This is a genomic window from Flavobacterium sp. Sr18 (assembly GCF_011064265.1).
In the GTDB taxonomy this organism is placed as follows: domain Bacteria; phylum Bacteroidota; class Bacteroidia; order Flavobacteriales; family Flavobacteriaceae; genus Flavobacterium; species Flavobacterium petrolei.
Window position 1 is genome coordinate 1,894,809 of record NZ_CP049329.1, and the last position, 26,151, is coordinate 1,920,959.

22 protein-coding genes are annotated in these 26,151 nt (G+C 35.3%); 6 read left to right on the forward strand and 16 right to left on the reverse strand.

What is annotated here, in order from left to right; all coding sequences use genetic code 11:
- Positions 1-109: 109 nt before the first annotated feature.
- From G7A72_RS08400 to uvrC, 7 genes are all read right to left on the reverse strand, one after another.
- Positions 110-1,330, reverse strand: a complete 1,221-nt coding sequence (locus tag G7A72_RS08400) for a peptidoglycan DD-metalloendopeptidase family protein (protein WP_165152141.1) — start codon at positions 1,328-1,330, stop codon at positions 110-112.
- Between the two features lie 20 nt (positions 1,331-1,350).
- Complete coding sequence (locus G7A72_RS08405) at positions 1,351-2,286, reverse strand: tryptophan 2,3-dioxygenase family protein (RefSeq protein WP_165152142.1); 936 nt, start codon at positions 2,284-2,286, stop codon at positions 1,351-1,353.
- Positions 2,286-3,056 carry a DUF3108 domain-containing protein gene (locus G7A72_RS08410; RefSeq protein ID WP_165152143.1) on the reverse strand — a complete coding sequence of 257 codons (771 nt, stop codon included), beginning with the start codon at positions 3,054-3,056 and terminating at the stop codon, positions 2,286-2,288. The genes G7A72_RS08405 and G7A72_RS08410 overlap by 1 nt, the downstream gene beginning before the upstream one ends.
- A 292-nt stretch (positions 3,057-3,348) precedes the next feature.
- Positions 3,349-4,509 (reverse strand): 4-hydroxyphenylpyruvate dioxygenase, encoded by a 1,161-nt coding sequence (gene hppD, locus G7A72_RS08415; RefSeq protein WP_165152144.1) that lies wholly within the window; start codon positions 4,507-4,509, stop codon positions 3,349-3,351.
- A gap of 205 nt (positions 4,510-4,714) precedes the next feature.
- Positions 4,715-5,872: a homogentisate 1,2-dioxygenase gene (locus G7A72_RS08420; RefSeq protein WP_091166334.1), complete on the reverse strand. Its 1,158-nt coding sequence runs from the start codon at positions 5,870-5,872 to the stop codon at positions 4,715-4,717.
- Between the two features lie 184 nt (positions 5,873-6,056).
- The gene (locus tag G7A72_RS08425; RefSeq protein WP_165152145.1) at positions 6,057-8,255 is read right to left on the reverse strand and encodes a patatin-like phospholipase family protein; all 2,199 of its coding nucleotides are present in this window, start codon (positions 8,253-8,255) and stop codon (positions 6,057-6,059) included.
- Positions 8,256-8,291: 36 nt separating this feature from the next.
- A complete protein-coding gene (uvrC, locus tag G7A72_RS08430) occupies positions 8,292-10,094 on the reverse strand; it encodes an excinuclease ABC subunit UvrC (RefSeq protein ID WP_165152146.1) in 1,803 nt (600 codons plus the stop codon).
- A gap of 130 nt (positions 10,095-10,224) precedes the next feature.
- On the opposite strand from uvrC, the gene G7A72_RS08435 reads away from it, so the two are divergent.
- From G7A72_RS08435 to G7A72_RS08445, 3 genes are read left to right on the forward strand one after another with little or no spacing between them, the layout of a single operon-like run.
- Positions 10,225-11,205 (forward strand): succinylglutamate desuccinylase/aspartoacylase family protein, encoded by a 981-nt coding sequence (locus G7A72_RS08435; protein ID WP_165152147.1) that lies wholly within the window; start codon positions 10,225-10,227, stop codon positions 11,203-11,205.
- A 10-nt stretch (positions 11,206-11,215) separates the two neighbouring features.
- Positions 11,216-11,779, forward strand: coding sequence for a 5-formyltetrahydrofolate cyclo-ligase (locus G7A72_RS08440; RefSeq protein ID WP_165152148.1), 564 nt, complete (start codon positions 11,216-11,218; stop codon positions 11,777-11,779).
- Positions 11,780-11,822: 43 nt separating this feature from the next.
- Positions 11,823-12,020, forward strand: a complete 198-nt coding sequence (locus G7A72_RS08445; protein WP_091166339.1) for a hypothetical protein — start codon at positions 11,823-11,825, stop codon at positions 12,018-12,020.
- Positions 12,021-12,083: 63 nt separating this feature from the next.
- On the opposite strand, the gene G7A72_RS08450 is transcribed toward G7A72_RS08445, so the two are convergent.
- From G7A72_RS08450 to gdhA, 8 genes are all read right to left on the reverse strand, one after another.
- Positions 12,084-12,683, reverse strand: a complete 600-nt coding sequence (locus G7A72_RS08450) for a lipoprotein signal peptidase (RefSeq protein WP_113664851.1) — start codon at positions 12,681-12,683, stop codon at positions 12,084-12,086.
- A gap of 85 nt (positions 12,684-12,768) precedes the next feature.
- Positions 12,769-13,149 carry a TraR/DksA C4-type zinc finger protein gene (locus G7A72_RS08455; RefSeq protein WP_073209154.1) on the reverse strand — a complete coding sequence of 127 codons (381 nt, stop codon included), beginning with the start codon at positions 13,147-13,149 and terminating at the stop codon, positions 12,769-12,771.
- A 6-nt stretch (positions 13,150-13,155) separates the two neighbouring features.
- Complete coding sequence (ileS, locus tag G7A72_RS08460) at positions 13,156-16,614, reverse strand: isoleucine--tRNA ligase (RefSeq protein WP_165152149.1); 3,459 nt, start codon at positions 16,612-16,614, stop codon at positions 13,156-13,158.
- Positions 16,615-16,881: 267 nt separating this feature from the next.
- On the reverse strand, positions 16,882-17,085 hold the full coding sequence (locus tag G7A72_RS08465) for a helix-turn-helix transcriptional regulator (RefSeq protein ID WP_113664849.1): 204 nt from the start codon (positions 17,083-17,085) through the stop codon (positions 16,882-16,884).
- Positions 17,075-17,539 carry a hypothetical protein gene (locus tag G7A72_RS08470; protein WP_165152150.1) on the reverse strand — a complete coding sequence of 155 codons (465 nt, stop codon included), beginning with the start codon at positions 17,537-17,539 and terminating at the stop codon, positions 17,075-17,077. Before G7A72_RS08470 ends, G7A72_RS08465 begins: the two co-directional genes overlap by 11 nt.
- 111 nt (positions 17,540-17,650) lie before the next feature.
- Positions 17,651-18,364, reverse strand: coding sequence for a DNA repair protein RecO (recO, locus tag G7A72_RS08475; RefSeq protein ID WP_165152151.1), 714 nt, complete (start codon positions 18,362-18,364; stop codon positions 17,651-17,653).
- 74 nt (positions 18,365-18,438) lie between these two features.
- Positions 18,439-20,727 (reverse strand): T9SS type A sorting domain-containing protein, encoded by a 2,289-nt coding sequence (locus tag G7A72_RS08480; RefSeq protein WP_165152152.1) that lies wholly within the window; start codon positions 20,725-20,727, stop codon positions 18,439-18,441.
- Between the two features lie 124 nt (positions 20,728-20,851).
- The gene (gene gdhA, locus G7A72_RS08485; protein ID WP_113664845.1) at positions 20,852-22,195 is read right to left on the reverse strand and encodes an NADP-specific glutamate dehydrogenase; all 1,344 of its coding nucleotides are present in this window, start codon (positions 22,193-22,195) and stop codon (positions 20,852-20,854) included.
- A gap of 277 nt (positions 22,196-22,472) precedes the next feature.
- Between gdhA and G7A72_RS08490 the strand changes: the two genes are divergently transcribed.
- Entirely contained in the window at positions 22,473-23,270 is a 798-nt protein-coding gene (locus G7A72_RS08490) for a glutamate dehydrogenase (RefSeq protein WP_113664844.1), read from the forward strand.
- Between the two features lie 94 nt (positions 23,271-23,364).
- Here the strand turns inward: G7A72_RS08490 and G7A72_RS08495 are convergent, their stop codons facing one another.
- Positions 23,365-24,510 (reverse strand): cystathionine gamma-synthase, encoded by a 1,146-nt coding sequence (locus tag G7A72_RS08495; protein WP_165152153.1) that lies wholly within the window; start codon positions 24,508-24,510, stop codon positions 23,365-23,367.
- Positions 24,511-24,611: 101 nt separating this feature from the next.
- Between G7A72_RS08495 and G7A72_RS08500 the strand changes: the two genes are divergently transcribed.
- Positions 24,612-25,355, forward strand: a complete 744-nt coding sequence (locus tag G7A72_RS08500) for a DUF3298 and DUF4163 domain-containing protein (RefSeq protein ID WP_165152154.1) — start codon at positions 24,612-24,614, stop codon at positions 25,353-25,355.
- Positions 25,356-25,473: 118 nt separating this feature from the next.
- Positions 25,474-25,929 carry a hypothetical protein gene (locus G7A72_RS08505; RefSeq protein WP_165152155.1) on the forward strand — a complete coding sequence of 152 codons (456 nt, stop codon included), beginning with the start codon at positions 25,474-25,476 and terminating at the stop codon, positions 25,927-25,929.
- Positions 25,930-26,151 lie beyond the last annotated feature (222 nt).

The window sequence follows — 26,151 nt, forward strand, 5'->3', positions numbered from 1 at the left end:
TTTGATTTATATAACAATTTAGCCTTAAAACCATTGAATTGTGCTGTTGTGAAATACCATTAGGTAATTCCTTTTTATCAGCGTAACAATACTTTAAAAAATTCTCAGGTTACAAATTAGCAATATTATCTAACTCAAACTTCAACGGCGTTATTTGTGCAATAAAACGGCTTTTATTGCTTCCTGTCATAGGCTCGCCAGTAGGTAATTTTAGCCTTAGCGCATCCACTTGCTTTCCGTTTTTCCAGAAACGATAACATACATGCGGCCCTGTTGCGAGACCTGTACTTCCTACCAAACCAATAACTTGCCCTTGAGTAACACGCTGTCCGCGTCTCACTAAGATTTTTGACATGTGCAGGTATTGTGTAGAATAAGTTCCATTGTGTTTTACTTTTACAAAATTTCCGTTTCCGGCCGTAAAACCACTTTGCTCTACAACACCTCCAGCGGTTACAGTAATAGGAGTTCCGCGTGGCGCTGCATAATCCGTTCCTTTGTGCGCTTTCCATCGGTGTTGAACCGGATGAAAACGACTTGATGAAAACCGAGAAGATATTCTGCTGAATTTTATGGGCGATTTTAAAAAGAAATTTTTAAGTGTTTTTCCTTTCTCATCGTAGTATTCTATTTTATCTGAATTGGGATTTTGAGCAAAAGGAAATGCATAAATAATTTTTCCTCGGTACTCAAAGAAAGAAGCTTCGAGTTCCTCCACTCCATCATAAATTGAGTCATTTATAAAGCGCTCTGTAAACGTTATTGCAAAACGATCGCCTTTTTTGAGTTTCATAAAATCAATAGAATAGGCGTAAATTTTAGCTATTTTACTAGCCAAAACACCTTCAATCTTGGCGTTGCCCAAAGTTTCGGATAATGATTCTTTTAAAACTCCACCAATAGTACGTCGCTTGATGGTAATGGGTTTTATCTTTTTATAAACAACAATTGCTGTATCTCGGAAATCAACTACGTAATAACTTAAATTATCCGGTTGATATATAAAAACCTGTAATTCATGCTTCTTGTTTTTGGACCGAAGCATTGTAAAAGGCTTATTTATCCTGATACTTCTCACATTAAAGATGTCTCTTACTTTTGCAATAATATCATATACTTGGCGATCTCCTATGTTTTGTTCTTCTAATAAGGTTCCAAAAGTATCTCCCCTTTTTACAGTGTCATTAACTATATTAAAATCCGCAAGAACAAACCCAAATTCACTTTTTTTAGGAACAAGTTTTACTACTTTTTCGGGAACTATTTCCTCCGTTTTTTTACATGATACTAAAGAAAATAATGCTATTATGACTATAAATATTTTTTTCAAACTGTGTTTTTTAATTCAACTTACATTTCTACTCCCCAATTTTCTAATTCATGGCTACTCCACAATTCCGGGAAGAAAATTCTTCTTTGATATTTAGGATGCATGTATTTTTTCCAGTCACTTCCACCAGTAGCTTCGCCATCTCCTTTACCGCTTTGATCAATATATTTTTTTGCTGTATTCAAATGTTGCATTACCCAAGTAATATTCACCGTATGGTCATAATGACGCATCGCTTGAACTAATTCGGGATTTTTTTGATCTAATTCCGGCAGTTGCTTAAATTTTTGCCAAATATTTATGGTGTTGTATTCCTCCATGTGCGCTAGGAATTCCTTCTTGTATTTTTTTTCAAATTCCTCCAGTAAAAAAGATTTCTTTCCAGTATGATAATCTTTCCCCGCGGCTTGCCAATACAGATGTTCCAATGCAAATTCATACGGTGTATTTCTGTCTATTGTATCTCTATAACGGTGATCAATCAGGTTTATTAGATCAGTAGAAGAAAATTCTATTAGGCGGTATTGAGCGCTTTGAAAACCACTGGCAGGTGTCAGTGTATTTCTAAATTTCATGTATTGGTCCACTTCCATTCCATCTCCCATAATACTGAAAGAGGTAGTCAACATATCAAAATAACGACTGATTCGCATTAATCGCTCCGTGAAAAAAACTGTATTAATGTTTTCACAATAGGAAATTTGTCTCATCTCCCAAAGTATCATTTTAAATATCAATTCGTTAACCTGATGATACATGATAAAAACCATTTCGTCAGGAAGCGTCGTTCTTTGAATTTGCAGATTCAACAAAGCATCTGTTTGAATATAATCCCAATATGTGATTGGTTTTGACCACAATAACCCTTCTAGCTGCGTCTCCGTTTTTTGATTTATTGCTTCATATTTAAGCTCAATTTCTTTTAAAATAGCTTCTGAATTGTCGTTATTGTTCATTATTTTTTTGTTTTAAAAGGATTTTTCAAACCTTTATACGCTTCTATATCTGCCTTTATTGATCCCACCGCCAAACTCGCTTTTATTCTAAGTGGTACTTTATTATCATCATCCGAAATCCAAACTGTAAGACTCTCCTGCTCTTTAAACACACGTCCTGATTGTACTAAAGGTCTAAAAATCATTGCTGGAACAACGCCAAATTTAGTGGTTATATTTTCTCTCCCCATAAACTTTAGCTTGAATTTAGTAGTTTCATCATCAAAAAACATGTCTATTGCCACTGATTCCCCAATTTTTAACTTATCAATATTAGGGTGATTCCTTAAATAATAAAATGTAGACAGAATATCCTGTGTGTTTTTTGGGACGTAAAGTGTTTTTTCAGTTTTATGTTTGTAATCCTTTACAACAACTTTATTAACAGACTGATTAAAAAAACCTTCTTGGTTTTTAGTATATCCGCCTTCATCAATTTTTCGAACAAACTGGTATGGATTTCTAGTTTCCTTGTCAATATAACTTTCGTACAAGTCATCTACTTTGAAGAAAAAACGTGACATCCCCGTGGTGTATCCTCTACCAACGACGTGAAAAGTTTTTTTATTGTTGAGCGTGGCATCTTTTACTTCTAATGTGGCATAACCTGCATTCACTATTCCGTAATGGATTCTGAATTTAAAATATTCTCCCACACCGTAAGCGTCTTCCTGAGGAGAATCAAAGCTTACTGTTATAAGCAATACAAAGAATAAGATTAGTTTTTTCATTACTTATTTTGTCAATTTATTGACTGTATTAGCAAAATTTGTTCCAAATATATCAAAACAAAAAAACTCAGTCAAATAATGACTGAGTTTTTATGCTATTAACTAACCAAAAAACTATAAACTATGAAATTTATATGAAATCAGGAAGGAAACCACCCCTTCCCTTTTTGCGAGTGCAAAGGTAGCTAACAAATTCAGTTATTCTTTCTAAAAATAAAGTTTAACACAACATTTGCAAAAAAACATGCTGTTCATCGGTTATTTTTTCACAATATGTAAAAATAAGACGTGTCTATAGCGTTCCTCGCAATTGCTGCTCTCGCTCAATTGATTCAAATAACGCTTTAAAGTTCCCCGCACCAAAACCTTTAGCTCCCATTCTTTGAATAATTTCAAAAAACAAGGTTGGTCTGTCTTGTACTGGTTTTGTGAAAATTTGCAATAAATATCCTTCTTCATCGGCATCAACCATAATGGCGAGTTTCTCGATTTCGTTTAAATCTTCTTTCATCATTTTCATGTGATCGCCCAATCGCTCCGGAATAGCTTCATAATACGTATGCGGAGGTGCAGACAAAAATTCGATTCCTCTGGCTTTCAATTGCGATACCGTTTTGATAATATCATCCGTTGCAATGGCGATATGCTGAATTCCAGGTCCGCCATAAAAATCTAAATACTCTTCAATTTGCGATTTTTTCTTTCCTTCGGCAGGTTCGTTGATTGGAAATTTGATTCTTCCGTTTCCATTTGACATTACTTTGCTCATCAACGCGGAATATTCCGTATTGATTTGTTTGTCATCAAAAGAAAGGAAATTTACGAATCCCATCACTTCTTCATAAAACTTAACCCAAGTATTCATTTCGTTCCAACCCACATTTCCCACCATGTGGTCTATGTATTTTAATCCTGTTGGTTCCGGATTGTAATCGGATTTCCATTCCTTATAGCCCGGAAGGAAAACACCAGTATAATTTTTGCGCTCCACAAAAATATGAACGGTTTCCCCGTAAGTATAAATTCCGGAACGTACTACTTCTCCAAATTCATCTTTCTCAACCGTTGGCTCCATAAAAGAGCGCGCTCCACGTTTCATAGTTTCCTCGTACGCACTAGTTGCATCTTCAACCCAAAGTGCTGCTACTTTCACACCATCACCATGTTTTCTCAAATGTTCATGAATTGGAGAATCCTGAGTTAATGGCGTAGTCAATACAATGCGGATCTTATCTTGTTTTAGCACATACGATGTTCTGTCTCGTACTCCGGTTTCTAGTCCGGCATACGCCAAAGACTGGTAACCAAAAGCGGTTTTATAATAATGTGCAGATTGTTTTGCGTTTCCTACGTAGAATTCTACGTAATCGGTTCCTAGTAAAGGCAGGAAATCTTGTGCTCCTTCAAATATTTTTTCTAGTCCGTATTCTACTGATTTAAGTTCTTTTGACATGGTATTTATTTTTTGATTCGGTACTTCTAGTTTTATAACACGGATGACGCGGATTAAACTGATGTACACGGATTTTATTAATTTAAAATTATGTTGTTGTTTATTCTAAAGCCCTAGCCCTGATGGAAGCGGCATCCTTTTTCTGGTCTCTTTTTTTTAACGAGACCAGAAAAAGATAAAGCGTACAGCAGGAAATAGCTCCTTATTACTCTACCCAAGATTTATAGTACTGACCATCATCTAATCCCATGGCTTCTTCGGTGACCATTAGCGGGCGAAACGTATCGACCATTACGGCTAATTCATGGGTTTCTGTATGACCTATGCTGCGTTCCATAGCTCCCGGTGCGGGTCCGTGTGGAATGCCTTTTGGGTGCAATGTGATATGACCTTGCTCAATATTGTTACGACTCATAAAATCCCCATCTACATAATACAAAACCTCATCACTATCAATATTACTGTGATTGTAAGGCGCCGGAATTGCTTTAGGGTGGTAATCGTACAGTCGCGGACAGAACGAACAAACGACGAATGTTGCCGTTTCAAAGGTTTGATGCACTGGCGGTGGCTGATGAACGCGCCCCGTTATAGGCTCAAAATTATGAATGCTAAATCCATAAGGAAAATTGTAACCGTCCCAACCCACAACGTCAAAAGGATGCGTAGCATAAACCACTTCATGCATCATTCCTTCCTTCTTGATTTTGATCAGAAAATCCCCTTTTTCATCGTGCGTTTCTAACTCGTTTGGCAAAATAAAATCGCGTTCGCAAAAAGGAGAATGCTCTAAATGTTGCCCTGATTCGTTTTTATACCGTTTTGGCGTGTAAAAAGGTGCAAAGGATTCGACGTAAAACAATCTGTTTTCCGAAGTTTCAAAATCAATTTGGTAAATCATTCCGCGAGGAATAATCAAGTAATCCCCATATTCAAAAGGAATATTTCCCATCATAGTGCGCAATTTCCCTTTTCCTTTATGGATGAAAATCATTTCATCAGCATCGGCATTTTTATAGAAATAATTGCGTAATGATTGTCTTGGAGCGGCTAATCCTATCGTACAATCTTTGTTTACCAACATCGCTTTCCGACTGTCTAGAAAATCATCTTCGGGCTTCAGCTCAAAACCTTTAAGCAGCAATGATTTAATGTTTTTTCCAATGGCAATTTTAGGTTCAACCGAATAAGATTTTAGAATCTCCTTTACCTGTGTTGGTCTGTGAACGTGATACAACAATGACGAATGACCGTGAAAACCTTCAGTCCCAAAGAGTTGTTCGTAGTACAAACCGCCGTTTGGTTTTTCAAATTGTGTGTGTCTTTTTTGGGGAAAACTCCCTAATTTATGATATAAAGGCATGATTTTTTGTTTAAAAGTGTAACAAATTAAAGTTTAGATTACTTTATTAAGTGCTATGCTAAATCAAAAAAAAGAGTCCTTATTCCGGATTTCTCTTGATAAGGAATTGAAGATACTCTAATAAACCTAGCCATTTTGTTTTCATTATAACAAATATCGGAATTATTATTGAAATAAATTATATTTAAAACAAAAAGCCAATACTAAACCAGGTAAATCCTTTGGGCTGTTCCGGAGACCAAGAATATTTTATTTCTATGGGTCCAATCACTGTTTCTAAACCATATCCAACGGCATAACCAGAATATTTCGGAATCGAAACCCAATCCACTGATTCAAAAATCCGATCTCCAATATTAGCAAAATTTGCTGAAAAATTGACGTGGTTTTTCTTCAAAAACTCATAATCTAGCGTTCCCGTTGATTTTATATAACTATTGGCTGCCACGCTCAAATAATCGTACCCATATAAATATTTAAAATTATTCAACGGATTAAATCCATACCCTCCTAAAACAAAATTAAAAAAGGCAACACTTTCCTGACCAAAAGAAAATCCGGCATCGGTTTGAAATTTTACAGTGGCGTTTTTAAACAACGTTGCTGCAACTCCAAAATCTCCTTTGGCAATGGAATACGGTTTGAAATCACCTGTATAATTGGACGACAATAAATACGATTGAACATCACCTGTGAAATACCATCCTTTTTTAGGGAAATATTTATTATCAAATGAATCGTATTTCATGTACCCAAAAAGACTAAAATAATTACTGTTGTCAATTATTGGGTCAACAGTAGCAAGTGTTTCTGATTTTATCTTTAAATATTTAAGCTCTACACCGCCGCCTATCAAGAATTTCTGAACAAATAAAGACTGGAAATACGCCTGATTTGTTATGTCCGTAAAGTCCACATTCAGAGAATTTATATCCGGATTATTGAGCGTTGTACTGCTTATTCCTTTGGCTACGTTTCTATTGAATTGGTTATAGTGTGATTTGAAACCAAAACTCAAATTGAATCCGTTTTCAATATAGTAATCAAGATTATACCTGATATTGTCGCCCAAAACAATATCAAATGAAGCTACATCATTTTTAAAAATTGCTTTTTTACGCGTCAAATTCACTAAAACACCACTTTTGAACAAATTATCATAGTGCAATCCAAATTTCAAATATGTTTTTGTCGGATTCTCTCTCAGATTAATATTCAAATCAACATCTTGCTTGTTTGCTTCCAATGAATACGAAATGGAACTGAAATTTTTAGTTGCATTAATATTATTAATTCCCTTTAACAAATCATCATAACAGGTTTTTGCTCCAGGTTTAAATTTTAATTTCCCAACAACATACTCTTTAGTATAATTATCTAATTCATTGCTGTTTATCGCTCGGATTTGCAGGCTGTCTGAACGTAACTCCATCTTTGGTTTATGATATGGATTAGACACATCTACAATATTTTTCAATTGTTCATAAACGGCAAATGTTGCTTCTTCTCCTTTTCTTATAATTTCATTTCCCTTATCAAAAGAAACCACGCCGTATTGTGAAATGTCTGGTTTTATATAAATATCAGTGTTGGATATATTCTTCTTCATTCTTTCGATAGACTGAAGACTGGTTATTTGGACTAAAATTTTAGTTGCATCTTTAAGTTGTGTTCGATCCAATAATCCATCCTGAACATCAACACCTATTATGATATCAGCACCTAATTTCCGAACCTCTTCAATTGGGTAATTATTCACAACGCCACCATCTACCAAAATTTTCCCATCAATTTCGACAGGAGAAAACAAAGAAGGAAATGCTGAACTTGCAATCATGGCCTGCGCCAAATTCCCTTTATTCAACAGCACTTCTTCTCCGGTTTCAATATTAGTTCCAATACACAAAAAAGGAATCGGAAGCTTATTGAAATCTTTGATATGCCTTACGTTTCTAGTAATCCTAGTCAATAAATTATAATTGTACATTCCTTTAGACAAGGCTTCGGGAATTCCAATTTTCATTTTATTAAATGGTAAAACCAGCGCATATAACTCGTCATTTCTTCTTTCGTAAAAATTTTTAGATGATCTGGGAATAAAATCGTTGATTAATTCATTGAAATTTGTCGCTTGAAAAATAGAATCAATTTGAGTTGCATTATATCCAGAAGCATAAAGGCCGCCAATAACCGCACCCATACTGGTTCCGCCAATGTAATCAATCTTGACACCAGCTTCCTCTAATACTTTCAAAACTCCAATATGAGCAAAACCTTTTGCACCACCACCACTTAAAACCAAACCTATTTTAGGTCTTTTTTGCTCTTGCGAAAACACGGTCAAACTGATAAAAACAATGAATAATAGTATGATTTTTTTCATAAGCAGCAATTTGTTCCGTAATAGAATCTGATGGTGTTAATTTTCTTTTGTTGCCTTGTAAAATTCGGTAATTTTTTTGGCTTTTGATACACCTATAACGTCCGAAATTTCTTTTTCTGTCGCTAATTTCAATCTTTTAACACTTTTGAAGTGTTGAATCAAAGTCAGCATTGTTTTTTCTCCAATGCCGGGAATGCTTTCTATCGAAGAATTCAGCGCTGCTTTACTCCTTTTGTCCCGGTGATGCGTAATCCCAAAACGGTGCGCTTCGTTTCGCAATTGCTGGATAATTTTCAGTGTTTCAGATTTTTTATCTAAATACAACGGAATAGAATCTCCCGGATAAAACAGCTCTTCCAGTCTTTTGGCAATACCAATTATGGCAATTTTTCCTCGAAGCCCTAATTCATCAATACTTTTCAGTGCCGATGATAATTGTCCTTTTCCACCATCAATAATGATTAAATTCGGCAACGGTTGATTTTCATCAAGCAATCGTTTGTATCTTCTGTAAACCACTTCGGTCATCGAAGCAAAATCATCGGGCCCTTCGACCGTTTTTATATTAAAATGGCGGTAATCTTTTTTGCTGGGTTTCCCATCTTTAAAAACCACACAAGCCGCAACAGGATTTGTTCCTTGAATATTTGAGTTATCAAAACATTCGATGTGTCTTGGCTCGACCGGCAATCGCAAATCTTTTTGCATTTGCGCCATAATTCGTTTCGTATGGCGATCCGGATCTACAATTTGCAATTGTTTGAGTTGTTCAATTCGGTAAAACTTAGCGTTTCGGATTGATAAATCCAAAATTTGCTTTTTGTCGCCTAGTTGCGGAACGGTGATTTTTATATTCTCTCCCAAGTCCACATGAAACGGAACAATAACTTCTCTGGACAGCAAATGAAAACGCTCTCGCAGTTCAATAATCGCCAATTCTAATAACTCTTCATCCGTTTCGTCGAGTTTCTTTTTGATTTCCATCGTATGAGAACGAATAATCGAGCCGTGAGAAATTTGCAGGAAATTCACATACGCCGCGCTTTCATCTGAAACAATCGAAAACACATCAATATTGGTAATTTTTGGATTTACAATCGTGGATCGCGATTGGTAATTCTCTAAAATCTCAATTTTTTCCTTTATTTTTTGCGCTTCTTCAAAATGCATGTCAGCAGCTAAACTGGTCATAACACGTTTAAAATCTTTCATGCTCTCTTTGAAATTTCCTTTCAGGATTTCGCGAATAGCATCTACTTGTTTTTGGTAATTCTCCAAAGTTTCATAACCTTCACAAGGCCCCATACAATTACCAATATGATATTCAAGACAAACCTTAAATTTACCGCTTTCGATATTGCTTTTACTCAAATCATAATTACAAGTTCGTAGCGGATACAGTTCTTTGATCAGCTCTAAAATAGTACTTACAGTCTTAAAACTGGTGTAAGGACCAAAATATTCCGACCCATCTTTGACCATTCTGCGGGTTGCAAAAATGCGCGAAAAAGGTTCTTTCTTGATACACAACCACGGATAACTTTTATCATCCCGCAACAATACATTATAACGTGGCTGCAGGGTTTTTATCAGATTATTTTCTAACAAAAGCGCATCGGTTTCCGTAGGAACAACAATGTGTTTTATCGTGACAATTTTCTTTACGAGCACATTGGTTTTGGCCGTATCATGAATTTTATTGAAATAAGAAGAAACTCGCTTTTTAAGATTTTTGGCTTTGCCCACATACAAAATTTTCCCTTCTTTGTCGTAATATTGGTATACGCCGGGATTATCAGGCAAGGTTTGGATTTGTAGGGCTAAAGTTGTTGGATTCATGTAACAAAGTTAATCTCAAAAATCCCCAAATACAAATCAATGTTCTTGAAATCTTACTGAGGAAAATTTTATCGGAATTTTAGTTTCTAATTCGTTATTATCCTTATTTTTATGCTTTCAAGAACCTATGATGAAAATTAATACCACACCTATTGTTCTTTTTGGCGAAAGCATAAATCCGGGCGAAAGCAAAACTATCAATGTCGAAATTGCGAGACTGCACACCACCACAAAACTGAACATCCCTATTATCGTGCGACGCTCCAAGTTTGAAGGTCCCGTTGTTCTTTTCTCGGCAGGGATTCATGGTGATGAAATCAATGGAGTCGAAATCGTCCGACAGCTCATTTACAAAAAAATCAACAAGCCAAAAAGAGGAACAATAATTTGTATTCCAATAATAAACGTATACGGATTTGTCAATAAATCCAGAGAATTTCCCGACGGTCGGGATTTAAATCGCGTTTTTCCCGGAAGTAAAACAGGTTCTTTGGCTAGCAGATTTGCGTTTCATATTTTAGCCGAAATTATGCCTTTGGTAGAATATGCTGTCGATTTTCATGCCGGTGGAGCCAGCCGTTTCAATGCACCACAAATTAGAATAGCAAATAATAATGCCGATTTAAAAATTCTTGCCGATGTTTTTAATGCACCTTTCACTTTATATTCCAGAAACATAATGGGATCTTTTAGGAGTTCTAGTGAAAGAATGGATGTCAAAATGTTGCTTTTTGAAGGCGGAAAATCATTAGATATCAATAATGATATCGCCGAGGAAGGCATAAATGGAGCGAAACGTCTGCTTAAACATCTTGATATGCTAGATTTAAAACATACTGTGGTCCAACAAAAATCCAACACCATTTATATTGAAAAATCTGGCTGGATACGCGCCAAATGCTCCGGATTATTGCATGATTACGATACTATTGGGAAATTTGTAAAAAAAGGAACTATTCTTGCCACAATAACGGATCCGTACGGAAAATTTGAAAGAAAAGTAAAAGCGCCAAACGATGGCTATATCATCAATGCCAATCATTCACCAATTGTCTATGAAGGCGATGCCATTTATCATTTGTCGAATGCTCTTGGAGAAGAAGGAGAATAAAATATTTAAAATGAACAAAACTGCGTTACGACAAAAATACAAAGCCCTACGGAATTTACTTTCCGAAAATGAAGTGGAAGAAATGAGTTTGGCTGTAGCCAATAAAATACTGACAATTCCGCTTTGGGAAAAGACCTATTTTCATATTTTCCTTCCCATTACAGAACAAAAAGAAGTTAATACAGAATTTATTCTTCATTTATTATCTGGAAAAGACAAAGAAATTATTGTTTCCAAAGCTGATTTTGCAACCCGAAACATGACGCATTTCCTATTGACAGATAATACTAAAATCAAGAAAAATGAATACAACATTCCAGAACCTGTAAATGGTATTGAAGTTCCCTCAAAAAAGATTGATGTAGTTTTTGTTCCGCTTTTGGCTTTCGATAAAAAAGGGCATCGCGTGGGTTACGGCAAAGGGTTTTACGATAAATTTTTATCGGAATGCAAACCGGATGTAATCAAAATTGGACTGTCTTTCTTCGAACCTGAAGAAATTATTGAAGATGTTTTTGAAGGCGATATACAACTGGATTATTGCGTGACGCCAAATTCAATTCACTCGTTTTAATTTGGAATGCGTACTTTCGCAGTAGATACAATCAAAATAATATATGAGAACATTCAAAAATTCAAGATTTGCAGTAAGCGTTATGGTTATTTTATTCGCTGTTTCATTTTCAAATTGCAGCATCCAAACCGGAACCAGCAGATCTTCCTATAAAGCTAAAAAACTTCCTCCAGGACAAGCTAAAAAAATATATGGTGGAAAAAGTGCAAAACGATACGCACCGGGACACAACAAAAACTAATTATGCAAAAAGACCTGTTCAAATCATGAACAGGTCTTTTTGTATGTGGCAAAAACGTTGAATCTAATCGTGATGAAAGGCTTTTTTATTAAAGAAAATCAAGATTCCAACTCCTGTCGAAATCGCCATATCGGCAATGTTGAAAATTGCATTGAAAAAAGTAAATTCTTTTCCACCCCAAATTGGCAACCAACTTGGTAGATTTCCATGCCAAAAAGGGAAGTAAAACATATCTACTACTTTTCCGTGAAACCAAGTTCCATAAGGTTGATCCGAAAATAAAGTAGCTAATTGTTGTTGACTGTCGTCAAATATAACCCCATAAAAAACAGAATCAATGATGTTTCCGAAAGCACCGGCTAAAATCAATGAAATGGCTACGATTAAATAATTGGAACTGTGTTTTCTTTCAACAGAATCCCACAACCAATATCCAATTCCACCTACAGCGACCAATCTAAAAAGCGTCAGGAATAATTTTCCGTACGCACCCGGAATTTCAGTCCCCCAAGCCATTCCTTCATTTTCTATAAAAAGAATTTTGAACCATTTGAATACTTCAACTTCTTCGCCTAATATAAAATTAGTTTTAATGTATATTTTAGAAACTTGATCAACAAGCAATAAGATAAAAATAAGGAGATACGCTTTTCGTAATGACATTTTATAAATTTTAATGGCGCAAAAATAACAATTTAATCAAAAAAAACGCTCCATTAGGAGCGTTAAATATTACACAACAAGTAGTTTATCGTTGCAAATTCTTTGCCTCAATACTCATTGTTGCATGAGGAACGATTTTTAATCTTTCTTTCCCAATTAGTTTGCCTGTAACTTTACATACACCATAAGTTTTATTTTCTACACGAAAAAGTGCATTTTTCAAATCACGAATAAACTTTTCCTGACGTATTGCCAGTTGAGAATTCGCTTCTTTAGACATTGTTTCGCTTCCCTCTTCAAATGCTTTAAAGGTAGGCGAAGTATCATCAGTTCCGTTATTCAAATCATTCATGTACGCACTTTTTATCAGATCTAAATCAGCTTGTGCTTTTTGAATTTTGTTCAAGATTATTTCTTTGAACTCTGCTAAATCAGCGTCAGAGTACCTTGTTGCTTCATCTACCATTTTGTATTATTTTGAAATTAAAATCATTGTTTTTATATCGTCAAATTCAATTTCTGTCCCGTTTTCTAAATCATCTACAAAAACCAAATCACTGGTTAATGTTTCTGATTTTATATACGCTTCATTTTCAAGAATAGCCTCTTCTAAAATTCCGTTTCTCTTCAATTGAACTTTAATTTTATCAGTAACTTCAAATCCGGAATCTTTACGGATATTCTGGATTCTGTTTACCAATTCTCTGGCTATTCCTTCTTGTTTTAATGCTGGTGAAATTGTAATATCCAGTGCAACCGTTATTCCGTTTGAGTTGGCTACCAACCAACCTTCAATATCCTGTGATGTAATTTCTACATCTTCTAAAGTTAAAATTACGTTATTTCCTGCAATAACAATATTCAGACTTCCTTCCTTGTCCAATTGGCTGATTTGCTCTTTTGAAAACCCTTGTATTTCCTTAGAAATCAATCCCATATCCTTCCCAAAACGAGGTCCAAGTGCTTTAAAATTAGGTTTAATTTGTTTCACTAAAACACCGGAAGCATCATCCAAAAGTACGATTTCTTTTACGTTTACCTCTGCTTTTATAAGGTCGGAAACAGCTTCAATTTCAGCTCTTTGATTGTCGTCAAGTACTGGAATCATTACCTTCTGCAAGGGTTGACGCACCTTTATCATTTCCTTTTTTCGGAGTGATAAAACCAATGATGAAATGGTTTGTGCTTTCTGCATTTTGCTCTCTAACATTTTATTAACATAGTTGTCAACCGAAATTGGAAACTCCGCCAAATGTACACTGTCATATTTTTCCGACTGTGTTGCTAAAGTTAAATCTCTGTAAAGTTTGTCCATAAAGAACGGAGCGATAGGCGCACCCAGTTTACTTATGGTCAACAAACAGGTATATAAAGTTTGATAAGCAGCGATTTTATCCTGCGCATATTCCCCTTTCCAGAAGCGTCTTCTGCACAAACGAACGTACCAGTTACTTAAGTTTTCCTGTACAAATTCTGAAATCGCTCGAGCTGCTTTCGTTGGCTCATAATCCGCATAAAAACCATCTACTTCTTTGATCAAAGTATTCAGTTCTGACATGATCCATTGGTCAATTTCCGGTCTTTCGTTCAACGGAATCTCCGCTTCTTCAAATTTGAAACCATCAATATTAGCGTATAAACTAAAAAACGAATACGTATTGTATAAAGTTCCAAAGAATTTTCTTCGCACCTCAGCAATTCCTTCTAAGTCGAATTTCAAGTTGTCCCAAGGATTCGCATTCGATATCATATACCAACGCGTCGCATCTGGACCATATTCTTTTAAGGTTTCAAATGGATCTGCGGCATTTCCTAAACGTTTGGACATTTTTTGTCCGTTTTTGTCTAAAACCAGTCCGTTTGAAACGACATTTTTATAGGCCACTTTATCAAAAACTAATGTTCCAATGGCGTGTAAGGTATAAAACCAGCCGCGTGTTTGATCCACTCCTTCTGCAATGAAATCAGCAGGAAAATCTTTGTTTTCGTCAATTTTATCTTTGTTTTCAAAAGGATAATGCCATTGTGCATACGGCATAGAACCCGAATCAAACCAAACATCAATCAAGTCCGCTTCACGCGTCATCGGTTTGCCAGAAGCAGAAACCAACGTGATTTCATCGACTACATTTTTATGCAAATCAACTAAATTGTAATTGGATTCGGCCATATTTCCAATTTCGAAACCTCTAAAAGGATTTTCTTTTTGGAAACCTGCAGCGATAGATTTTTCAATTTCGTTGTATAGTTCTTCAACAGAACCAATTAAGATTTCTTCTTGTTTGTCTTCAGTTCTCCAAATTGGCAAAGGAATTCCCCAGAATCTTGAACGGGATAAATTCCAGTCGTTGGCATTTTTCAACCAATTTCCAAAACGACCTTCACCGGTTGCTTTTGGCTTCCAGTTGATGGTTTCGTTCAAGTCAAACATTCTGTCTTTAACTTCAGAAATTTTTATAAACCAAGAATCCAAAGGATAATATAAAATTGGCTTGTCCGTTCTCCAGCAATGTGGATAACTGTGAACATACTTCTCTACTTTAAATGCTCTGTTTTCTTCTTTTAATCGGATGGCGATTTCAACATCTACCGACCGTTCCGGCGCTTCACCTTCGTTATAATATTCGTTTTTTACATATTTACCGGCATATTCTCCCACGTGCGAAGTGAATTTTCCTTGTAAATCTACTAACGGAACCGGAGTTCCATTTTCGTCAAGAACCAACATCGGCGGAATTTCTGGTGTAGCTTCTTTGGCTACTTTTGCATCATCAGCACCAAAAGTAGGCGATGTATGCACAATTCCTGTTCCATCTTCGGTAGTTACAAAATCTCCTGAAATTACTCTGAAAGCATTTTCAGCATTTTGATACGGAAGTACTAAAGGCATTAATTGTTCGTAACGAATATCAACTAAATCAGCTCCTTTACATTCCGCCAAAACCTGATATGGGATTTTCTTGTCGCCTTCTTTGAAATTTTCAAAATCAGCAGGTTCATTACTTTCAAAGAATCCTTTTCCGAATTGTTTTCCAACTAAATTCTTAGCCAAAATCAATGTTGCCGGACGAAACGTATATTGATTGAATGTTTTTACTAAAGCATATTCAATTTTTGGACCTACAGTCAAAGCAGTATTACTTGGCAATGTCCAAGGCGTTGTCGTCCAAGCTAGGATAAAGATTTCGTCTAAATCCAACGCTTCTAACTTATAATGCAGTAAATTGTTTGAACTGATGTAATCGTAAAACTTTGAGAACAACAACTCTTTGTGCGCGTCAATCACTTTAAATTGTGCCACAACTGTTGTGTCCGTTACATCACGGTAACTTCCCGGTTGGTTCACTTCATGCGACGATAATCCTGTTCCTGCTTTTGGAGAATACGGTTGTATTGTGTAGCCTTTGTACATCAAATCCTTGTTGTAGATTTGTTTCAAAATCCACCAAACCGTTTCCATATATTTGGATTTGTACGTAACATACGGATCTTCCATATCGACCCAATATCCCATTTTTTCGGTCAAATCATTCCATACGTCCGTATAACGCATCACGGTTTTTTTACACGCTTCGTTATATTCTTCGATGGAAATGGTTTTTCCAATATCTTCTTTGGTGATTCCTAATTCTTTTTCGGTACCTAATTCCACAGGTAAACCGTGGGTGTCCCAGCCTGCTTTACGCTTTACTTGGAACCCTTTTTGAGTTTTATATCTGCAAAAAATATCTTTAATTGCACGCGCCATTACGTGGTGAATTCCCGGTAATCCATTTGCCGAAGGCGGCCCTTCAAAAAACACGAATGGTGGGTTTCCTTCACGAGTGGTTACGCTTTTCTCGAATATATTTTCTTTCTTCCAAAAATCCAGAACTTCTGACGCCACAGTTGGTAAGTCAAGTCCTTTGTATTCAGTAAATTTTGTGCTCATTTTATCCTTTTCTAAATCGAGGTGCGAAAGTAAGGAATTTTGAATAAAAGAAAGAAAAGATGAGAGAAAATAGACAAAATTGATTAGAGAATTCGATAAAAATCATAATAAGTCCGACAACATTCTATTTTAAGCAAAAACTTCTTTTGAAACGTTAAGCGATTTTGGCTTTTTGAATTTTAATTCCTACTGAATCTTGTAAAGTATAATTGTTTTTAATGACTTTGTATTCAATAGAATTTCTTAGGAATTTGAAGTATTTAACCCTTATTTGTCATCATCATCCAGCTCAAAAAAATCATTGACTGGTTTTCCAAACAACCTTGATAATTTTAACGCCAGAACTGTTGATGGCACAAAGCGATTGGTTTCAATTGAATTTATCGTTTGCCTGGAAACACCTATTCTTTCTGCTAATTCCTCTTGGGTAATATTTAAAATGGCGCGTTCTATTTTTAGTCTATTCTTCATTGTACGCTTTTTTTAACTTGCGGAAAGTAAGGATTTGAATAGTTAGTAAAAGTGCTAAAACAGCAACGTCCTTACTACCTTCTATTTTAGGCATTGATGACAAAATTGACTCAATGGTAAAGTGAATAAATGGTAATATTAAATAGACTAATACTGTCACTATTACTGCATAATTATAGGATTGCATTCGGATTTTTCCAATTAACTCATCTTCTATTTTCTCTCTTGAAATTGAAATTATTAGTAATCCTATAACCGAACTCGACAAAGCGATTCTTTCAAATAATTCGTGGTATTTTACATCTAGCATATAGAGCTTAAGAGACGTAATAATTGATAAAACCGAAGCAATAAATAACACCAAACCGACAATTTTAAATTTATTAGGCAACTGGTAACCTGTAAACTTATTAATTTTTTCAATTTCTCCTTCTTGTTTTGCTTTTGGTTCCATAAAGTTAATTGGTTAAAGCTTACTTTCCATAAAGAAAAACAAACTTGATTTAAAGACAAATATACTTTACTTTTTAATACAAAATTAAATTATGAATAAATTTTTTTTGTCCTATGAAAAAACTTCTTTCAATACGTCTAATGATTTTGGTTTTTTAAAGCCATCCAAATGAAAACTGTAGTAATCAATCAGTATCTTCAAAACGATTTGCCTTTCGATGACATGGAATATTTTCTGATTGTTATCGAATTTCAAGTCAATCAGTTTTTTAAACAAATTACTTTCATGCTCCGTAAGTGAACTGACAGCATGAAAAGGCGTAAAAATACCTTCGTTCATTTCGAAAAAAGGCATGTCCATATCCGAAGTATCAGGATAAAAGCCCAAATATTTTGTAGTTTCTAATAATAGAATCAAATGAAAATTAGCAATTTCATCGTGATTATCGAGCCAATGCAAAGCGGTTTCCAGAAAGGTAAACAAATGCTCATTCGTTTCTTCTTCGTGAATAGAATGATGCAACATTTCTGAAATGAACATCACAATCGTACTCTTATAAATATCCGAATGAATCGAATGAAAAGGAGTTGCAATTTTTATCTCTTTGAAATTTTCCAAAGTCCCTTTATTTTTATGAACCGCTTCAATTTCGAGAATGGTCAACGGCTGAAAATAAGCGATTTTCTGATTCGCTTTTCGGCTCGAAAAAGCATCCCGAACGAAATACGATTTCAAACCATGCGACAACGTGAAACATTTGACAATCAAGCTTTTTTCCTGAAATTTTAATGACGAAAGGACGATGGCTTTGGTTTTGACTTGCACAATTTTTTTGTTTAAAGTTTAAAGTTTAAAGTTTCAGATTGTAAAGACAAACCAAACTCAAAACCAAAAACAAATTACCTTATTATCATTACTTTTTTAACTTTGGTTTCTACTCCGTCTTGTGCAGAAATAAAAATCATATATACACCGGAAGCAACTTTGTATTTTCCAAAAGCAGTCGTATCCCATTCTATTGTTCCGCCTTCAGAAGTGGTTTCATAAACTAAATTACCACCAATATCGGTGATTTTAACATTCGCTCTATCCAACAGTCCGGCAATTTTTACGGTTCCTTGATATTCAGGTCGCACAGGGTTTGGATACACATACGCGTTACTCAAATCATCATTGGCGGCAGTCGAAACCCCTTTGAAAGAAACCATTCCCTTTGCCGTAGCTACAAAAACTTCGCCGGTAGCACTATTGATCCCAATGTCATTAATAACATTACTAGGCAACGGCGAATTATTGATTGTAAAATGATATTTGGTTTCCTGACCGTTTGGCGACACCAAAAACAAACCGGAATCCGCCGTGCCAATCCATTTATTATTGGCACCATCGACAGCAATATCAGTGATAAATTGTTCAAACAATAATTCCTGCGCTAAGTTATCTTCTAAAATAATTATCGGATTTGCCGTCATTTGTTCCTCCGATTGAAAACTGCTGACATTGGGCAAAACCCGTAATCCTTTTGTAGTTCCTATCCACAATTGGTTTCTGTTGTCTACCGCAACCACTCTCACATTTGAAATTGGCAAATTCCCGGTATCAGGTCCTGAGGTAATTTTTTTGAATTTATTATTAGTTTCATTAAAACCAATCACTCCATCTTCACTGGTAGAAAGCCATTTGGTTCCATTTTTATCGATGGCCATTGTTCCAAAATTATTGTCAATAGCAGAATCTAAGATATTATCCATCGCATAACTTTGCCACTGTCCGTTTGGTTTCAATACTTTCAATCCGTTTTTTATACGGCTGTTGGTAACCCAAAGATTTCCAGATTTGTCAAATGCCGATCCGTTAACCCGTATATCTACATAATCAGGACCCACAAAAGTCAAAGATTCTAAACCACTATTGGTTTGATTGTACAATATTTTAGGTTCGTCATTTTCTATTTTTAATAATCCCGAAAAAAAAGAACTTGCATAAACCTCGTTTTCATTGCTTGGATTAATTGCAATTCTGGTCATTGATTGTGCTCCCAAAACTTTCTGGTAGGGAATATTCAGCCATCCTTTCTCGTTAAATTTACTGATACCATAACTGTCTAGCGGATATGGATTGTAACCAGCGGTATAATCTCCATAAACCGCCCAAAGAACATTTGGCGTAACCTGCAACGAAAATATATTGTTTCGTGCCGGACCGATAGGGGTACTATTTTCAAAGGTTACGGCCGAAGCAAGTGAAGTCGTAATTAATCCGTTTTCTTTTGTTCCAATGAAAACTGCATCTCCTAGTATAGTCGCGCAGGTAAAACCCAGATTACTTTCCGGAATCTGATTCGTATTTATTTGGCGCACCAAAACCATTTGATTGCTGTAAATATAAATACTATTCAAAGTCGTTACTATCAAATAATCTGTCGTTCTTCGCATATCCACTGAACGCTGCGGAAGCTGAGTAAATCCAGTAAAAGAACTTGATGTAGCAGAAAGCTTTTGAACATTACCGAAACTATCCACAGCATACGAATCAGTCCCGAAAGCGGTTATTCCAGACCAGTTTCCAGCAGCAACCGTTGTCCATTGATTGAAATCGATACGGTTTTCATTAGCAATTGCAGCTCTTCTTATCCCATTGTTTGTAGCGGCATAAATAAACCCATTAAAAACTGTGGTTTGATTCACAATAATTTCGGCTCCATTATCACCTATAAAATAGGTATCCCCAAAAAGCATGGTCGCTAAATTAAATTGGACGATTCCAAAATCGCAAGAAACATAAGCAATACCTTCAAATTCCATGAAGTGATTGATTTTTTTAATATTGGGAGGAAGTTGTTTATTGATAATGTCGACAACATTCAGCATGCTTCCATCGGCTTCATTAATCACTATTATAAGTCCGTTTTCGTATCCTACAATTGTCTTATTGAATGTTGCACTGAAGTATAAAGATGAAATAGTTTGTCCGGAAAGTCCGTCTATGGTATTGGTTGTTTTAATTACTTTTGTCACTAAATTTTTTGAAAACAAAGCATTTTCGGAAGCAGCAAAAACAGCCGTTCCAGATTCTGATACATCTTTAATTTCGTTGTAAGAGAAATAACCCTGCCATGACAAATCGCTTTGGGCAAAACCCATTTGTACAAAAAGTAGAAGCAAAAAATATAAAACGCTCTTTTTCATTATTTGTATGACTATTGATTTACAAATATAGAACAAACGGAAGTCTTAGCATTTTGTTACATAAAAAAAATGCCTTCGACCAGTAACATCGGCAGAAGGCATTTTAAATTATAATTAACCTGATTTACACCACTCCTTGAGCGAGCATAGCATCAGCAACTTTAACAAATCCGGCAATGTTTGCTCCTTTTACGTAGTTCACATAACCTTCCTCGTCTGTACCATATTTTTTACATTGATTGTGAATTCCAACCATAATCTCCTTAAGTCTTGTATCAACTTCTTCACTGGTCCAGTTCAAACGAATAGAGTTTTGAGTCATCTCTAATCCTGACGCTGCTACACCACCAGCATTTGCTGCTTTTCCTGGCGCAAAAAGAACTTTAGCTTTCAAGAATTGTTTGATTGCTTCTAAAGTACATGGCATATTTGCTGCTTCTGTTACACAAATAACACCGTTTGCAATTAATTTTTTAGCATCCTCCTCGTTCAACTCATTTTGAGTAGCACAAGGAATAGCAACATCGACTTTTACTTCCCAAACACTTTTCCCTCTGTGGAATTGAGCTTTTGGATATTTTTCTAAATAAGCTTCGGCTCTATTATCACCTCTTGCTCTCATTTCAAGCATGAAGTCAATTTTGTCTCCAGAAATTCCTTCTTCGTCATAAATATAACCATCAGGACCTGAAATAGTAACTACTTTTCCACCAAGATCATTTACTTTCAAAGCAACTCCCCAAGCAACATTACCAAATCCAGAAATAGAAACTGTTTTACCATTAATACTTTGACCAATAGTTTTCAACATCTGTTCCGCAAAATAAACTACTCCGTAACCCGTAGCTTCTGGTCTGATCAATGATCCTCCGTAAGCCAATCCTTTTCCAGTTAGGACTCCAGTAAATTCGTTTTTGATTCTTTTATATTGACCAAATAAATAACCAATTTCTCTGGCACCAACACCAATATCTCCTGCAGGAACGTCTAATTGTGGCCCGATGTGTCTGCACAATTCAGTCATGAAAGACTGACAGAAACGCATTACTTCACCATCAGATTTTCCTTGTGGATCAAAATCAGATCCTCCTTTTCCTCCGCCCATTGGCAAAGTGGTTAAACTGTTTTTGAATACTTGTTCGAATGCTAAAAATTTAAGCACGGATAAGTTTACAGTATGATGAAAACGGATTCCACCTTTGTAAGGTCCAATTGCTGAATTCATTTGAATTCTGAAACCTCTATTTACCTGAATTTCTCCTAAATCATCAACCCAAGGAACACGAAATATAATCGAACGCTCCGGTTCAGCTATTCGAAGAAGCAAATTTTTACCATCGTATTTTTTTTGCTCTGCAATAAATGGAATTACAGTTTCTGCAAATTCCCTAACAGCTTGAATAAATTCAGGTTCATTTGGATTCTTGGCTTCAACTTGAGCCATAAAATCATTTATTTTTAGTAACATAGATTATAAATAATTAATTAAGAAAACGATTTCGTTATAATTTACAAAGATACATTTTATAAAAATATTCGGACTCAGTTTTTTGAATTTATCAATAGAATTATCTTTTTATTATCCATTCACAAACAATTATGTTTAAGATAGACACTTTTAAACCTAAAGACTACCACTTTCGTAAGTAAATAAGAATTTGTCTGCTTATTTTTAATTTTAGTTTATTAAAAAAAATGAATGATGTTTTTATATATTTGTAAGGATTTGAAAATTTTACACCCTAATGATCAAACAAATAATACCACTTTTACTAATTTTTATTGGGTTTTCTAACAGTTCAAATGCACAATTCGACGGGTTTTCGCATGAGGTTGGAATCATTGCCGGGCCAATAGCTTTTCAGTCGGATTATGGTGAACGATATGATTTTTCTACAAATGCCGGAAACACTGGAATTGGGATTGGTCTTATTCATTACCTAAATTTTACTTATGATTCCGATTATAATTATACTTCGAGGACTTATTTTAATGACCACTTCAAACTTCGATCTGAACTATCTTACAATAAAACTAAATTAGAGCATTTTGGAGAATATGTTGAAGGAAAACCTTCGCTAGGAAAAGAGCAATTGAAAGCAATGACTGGGAGCACTGCAATAACTAATCTTGGCATGCAACTGGAATTTTCTCCGTGGAGCATTCGTGATTTCACAGCAAGAACAGGTAGCTTAGGTCCATTTATCAGTCTTGGCGGACAATTTAGCTATTACAATGCCGAAGCCTCCTCCACTTTGGGTCCGTTAGGAACTCCTTTGACAACTTTTCCAAAATATCTAACTCCAACAGACGGTCGTCCTTATGGATTTTCAACGGAGAGCGGTACCGTTTGGTCCGTTGTTTCCAGTGTAGGAACCCGTTATAAATTAACACCTATATCGGATTTAATGGTCGACTTAAGATTTCAATATTTCTTTTCGAACTGGGTAGATGGTTTAAATCCTAATCCGGAGATTTACAAAGAGAATAAAGCAAACGACTGGTTGGTTTGGTTTAATGTGGGCTATATTTATTACTTATAATAGTATTTAAACAATTGATATAAAAAGCAAAAGCTTCAATACTATCCCGACACTTCGGGATAGTATTGAAGCTTTTTTTATTTAAGATATTCAGTTATGCCAATGCTTGTTTCAAATCTTCTATTAAATCTTCAGCATCTTCAATACCTACGCTTAATCGAACCAAATCATCTGTAATTCCAACTTCCTTGCGCTTGTCTTCCGGAATGGAAGCATGCGTCATCAGAGCAGGATGATTTGCTAATGACTCTACTCCGCCTAAAGATTCAGCCAGTGTGAAAACTTTTAATTTCTCCAGAAAGTCAATTGCATCTTCTTTTTTGCCCGAAACAAAAGTAAATGAAACCATTCCACCAAAACCACTCATTTGCTTTTTGGCAATTTCATGATACGGATGGCTCGGTAATCCCGGGTAATAAACTGTTTTGACTTTTGGGTGATTGTTTAGAAACTCCACCACTTTTCCACCATTTTCACAATGTCTTTCCACGCGCAAATGCAAGGTTTTAATTCCTCTAAGAACTAAGAAACTATCCATTGGCCCCAATGTTGCTCCTGTCGCAAATTGTTGAAAATGCAATTGCTCTCCCAACGCTTCGTCTTTTACAATTAAAGCTCCGGCAATAACATCAGAATGGCCTCCCAAATATTTAGTCGCCGAATGCATTACAATATCAGCACCTAAATCCAATGGTTTTTGCAAATAAGGCGTTGCAAAAGTATTATCAACCGCAAAAAGGATTTTATTTTCCTTGGTGATTTTAGCAATTTCTTGAATATCGGCTAGTTTCATCAAAGGGTTTGTTGGTGTTTCTACCCAAACCAGTTTTGTATTTTCATTGATTAATGACTTGAATTTCTCGATGTCATTCATATCCACAAAATGGAATTTTATACCAGAATCTTTATAAATACGGGTAAACATTCTGTAGGTTCCGCCGTATAAATCGTCCATCGCAATGATTTCATCCCCAGATTTAAAAGAACGCAAAACACAATCCGTTGCCGCTAATCCTGATGAAAAAGCCAATCCTCGAGTACCGTTTTCGATACTTGCCAAAGCATTTTCAAGTGCGCTTCGGGTAGGATTCGCAGCTCTACTGTATTCATAATCTGGATTTATAGGTTGCCCAGGACTCGTTTGTAAAAAAGTTGAGGTTTGATAAACTGGAGGCATAACTGCTCCTGTGCTTGGGTCGTGGTGCTGTCCACCGTGAATGACTTTAGTATTGAATTTCATAAGTTGAATTTTTAATGCAAAATTGTTTCACAAATTTACCCTTTAATTTATTTTAACCAAGCCACAAGTTGATACCTTTGTATTTAATTAACAATTTTGAGATGAAACACTTTATTATTTACACTTTACTGCTTTTTTCTGCTGCGCAATGTTCCAACGAATTGGTTTTTGAAGAGGAATCTTTTCAGAAAAAAACCACGATGCCATGCAAAGAAAATTGTCCGTCGATTAGTGTAAAAATACCTGTTGCAAATGCCGTCCCGGTTGTAGCGGACAGCATTAATAAAAAAGTGTTTTCAGTAATGAAAGAGATTATTTATTTTGGAGAAAAGCCCTATTCAGCAACTAATTATGATAGCTTATTGGCTTCATTTATTGATTCCTACGAGAAACTTCAGAAAGAATTTCCCAATGACAAATTTGGCTGGGAAGCTGACATTGAAGGAAATGTAAAATACCAATCAGATGCTGTATTGAATATTGAAATAAAACATTACACCTACACCGGTGGTGCTCATGGATACCAAGGTTTGCGCTCCCTGCTTTTTGACCCAAATACTGGAAAATCAATTTCGAATGATGAATTGTTTAGCGATAAAGCAGCTTTCAAGGCTTTCGCCGAAAAAAAATTCAGGGCAAAATACAAAATTCCTGCAAACAAATCCATCAATGCAACCGGATTGATGTTTGAGAAAGAAAAATTCCAATTGCCACAAAATATATTTTATACCGATAAAGGATTGTTGCTTTATTACAATTCCTATGAAGCAGCATCGTATGCTGACGGACCAAAAGAATTATTATTGCCGTACACTGAAGTGAATGATTATTTGGCTGTTAAATAGATAATTTAAATCTATAAAGATTCTAATTATTGTTCTACTTGAAAATCAAGGTTTTCAACACTTTGTAAAGAAAGTGAATACAAAACACTTTGCATTTCACATCATAAGTTAATAAGCAGTGAAAAAAAATATAGAAAAAAGCATTTTTAAGATACTACTAATTATATTGAGTTTATCAATATTTGCAACATCGCTGACTTTCGATGCATTTTCATATGAATATCAAGGGGTTAAAATTATATCGTCATTGTCATGCTTTTTGATGGGGAGCATTGCAATTTTGGGTGGTGGTCTTTTAGAATGGTTGATCTGGCTAGCTAATCCTTTATGTCTTATATCCATTTTTTGTTTAATTATGGATAAATCTGTAGCTACAAAATTTAATATTGTAGCTGTAATTCTAGCTATCTCATTTTATTCTTGGAATTCAATTCTAGCTTCAGAAAGTGGAACTTCTGGTAAAATTTTATCAGTAAAATATGGATACTTTATTTGGTTGACTAGTATAACCACACTAACCATTGGAACTTACTGGTATTTTAAAAGATATAGAGAAATAAGATACACTGATTAAATCAAGAAAAATATCCATTAAAGGATATCCAATCTCAGAATTAGATTGGAAAATTTTCTTCTCAGAGCAAAAAAAATAAAATCCGTTTTATTTCCAAATTAACCTTAATCAAAGTTCAAAACTTTGACTAAGGTTTTAGATGTTTTAAAACGTAAACATTCAATTGTAGAAATCCCCTAGCCCCGATAGAAGCGGATATCCTTTTCCTTTTTTCTTTAAAAA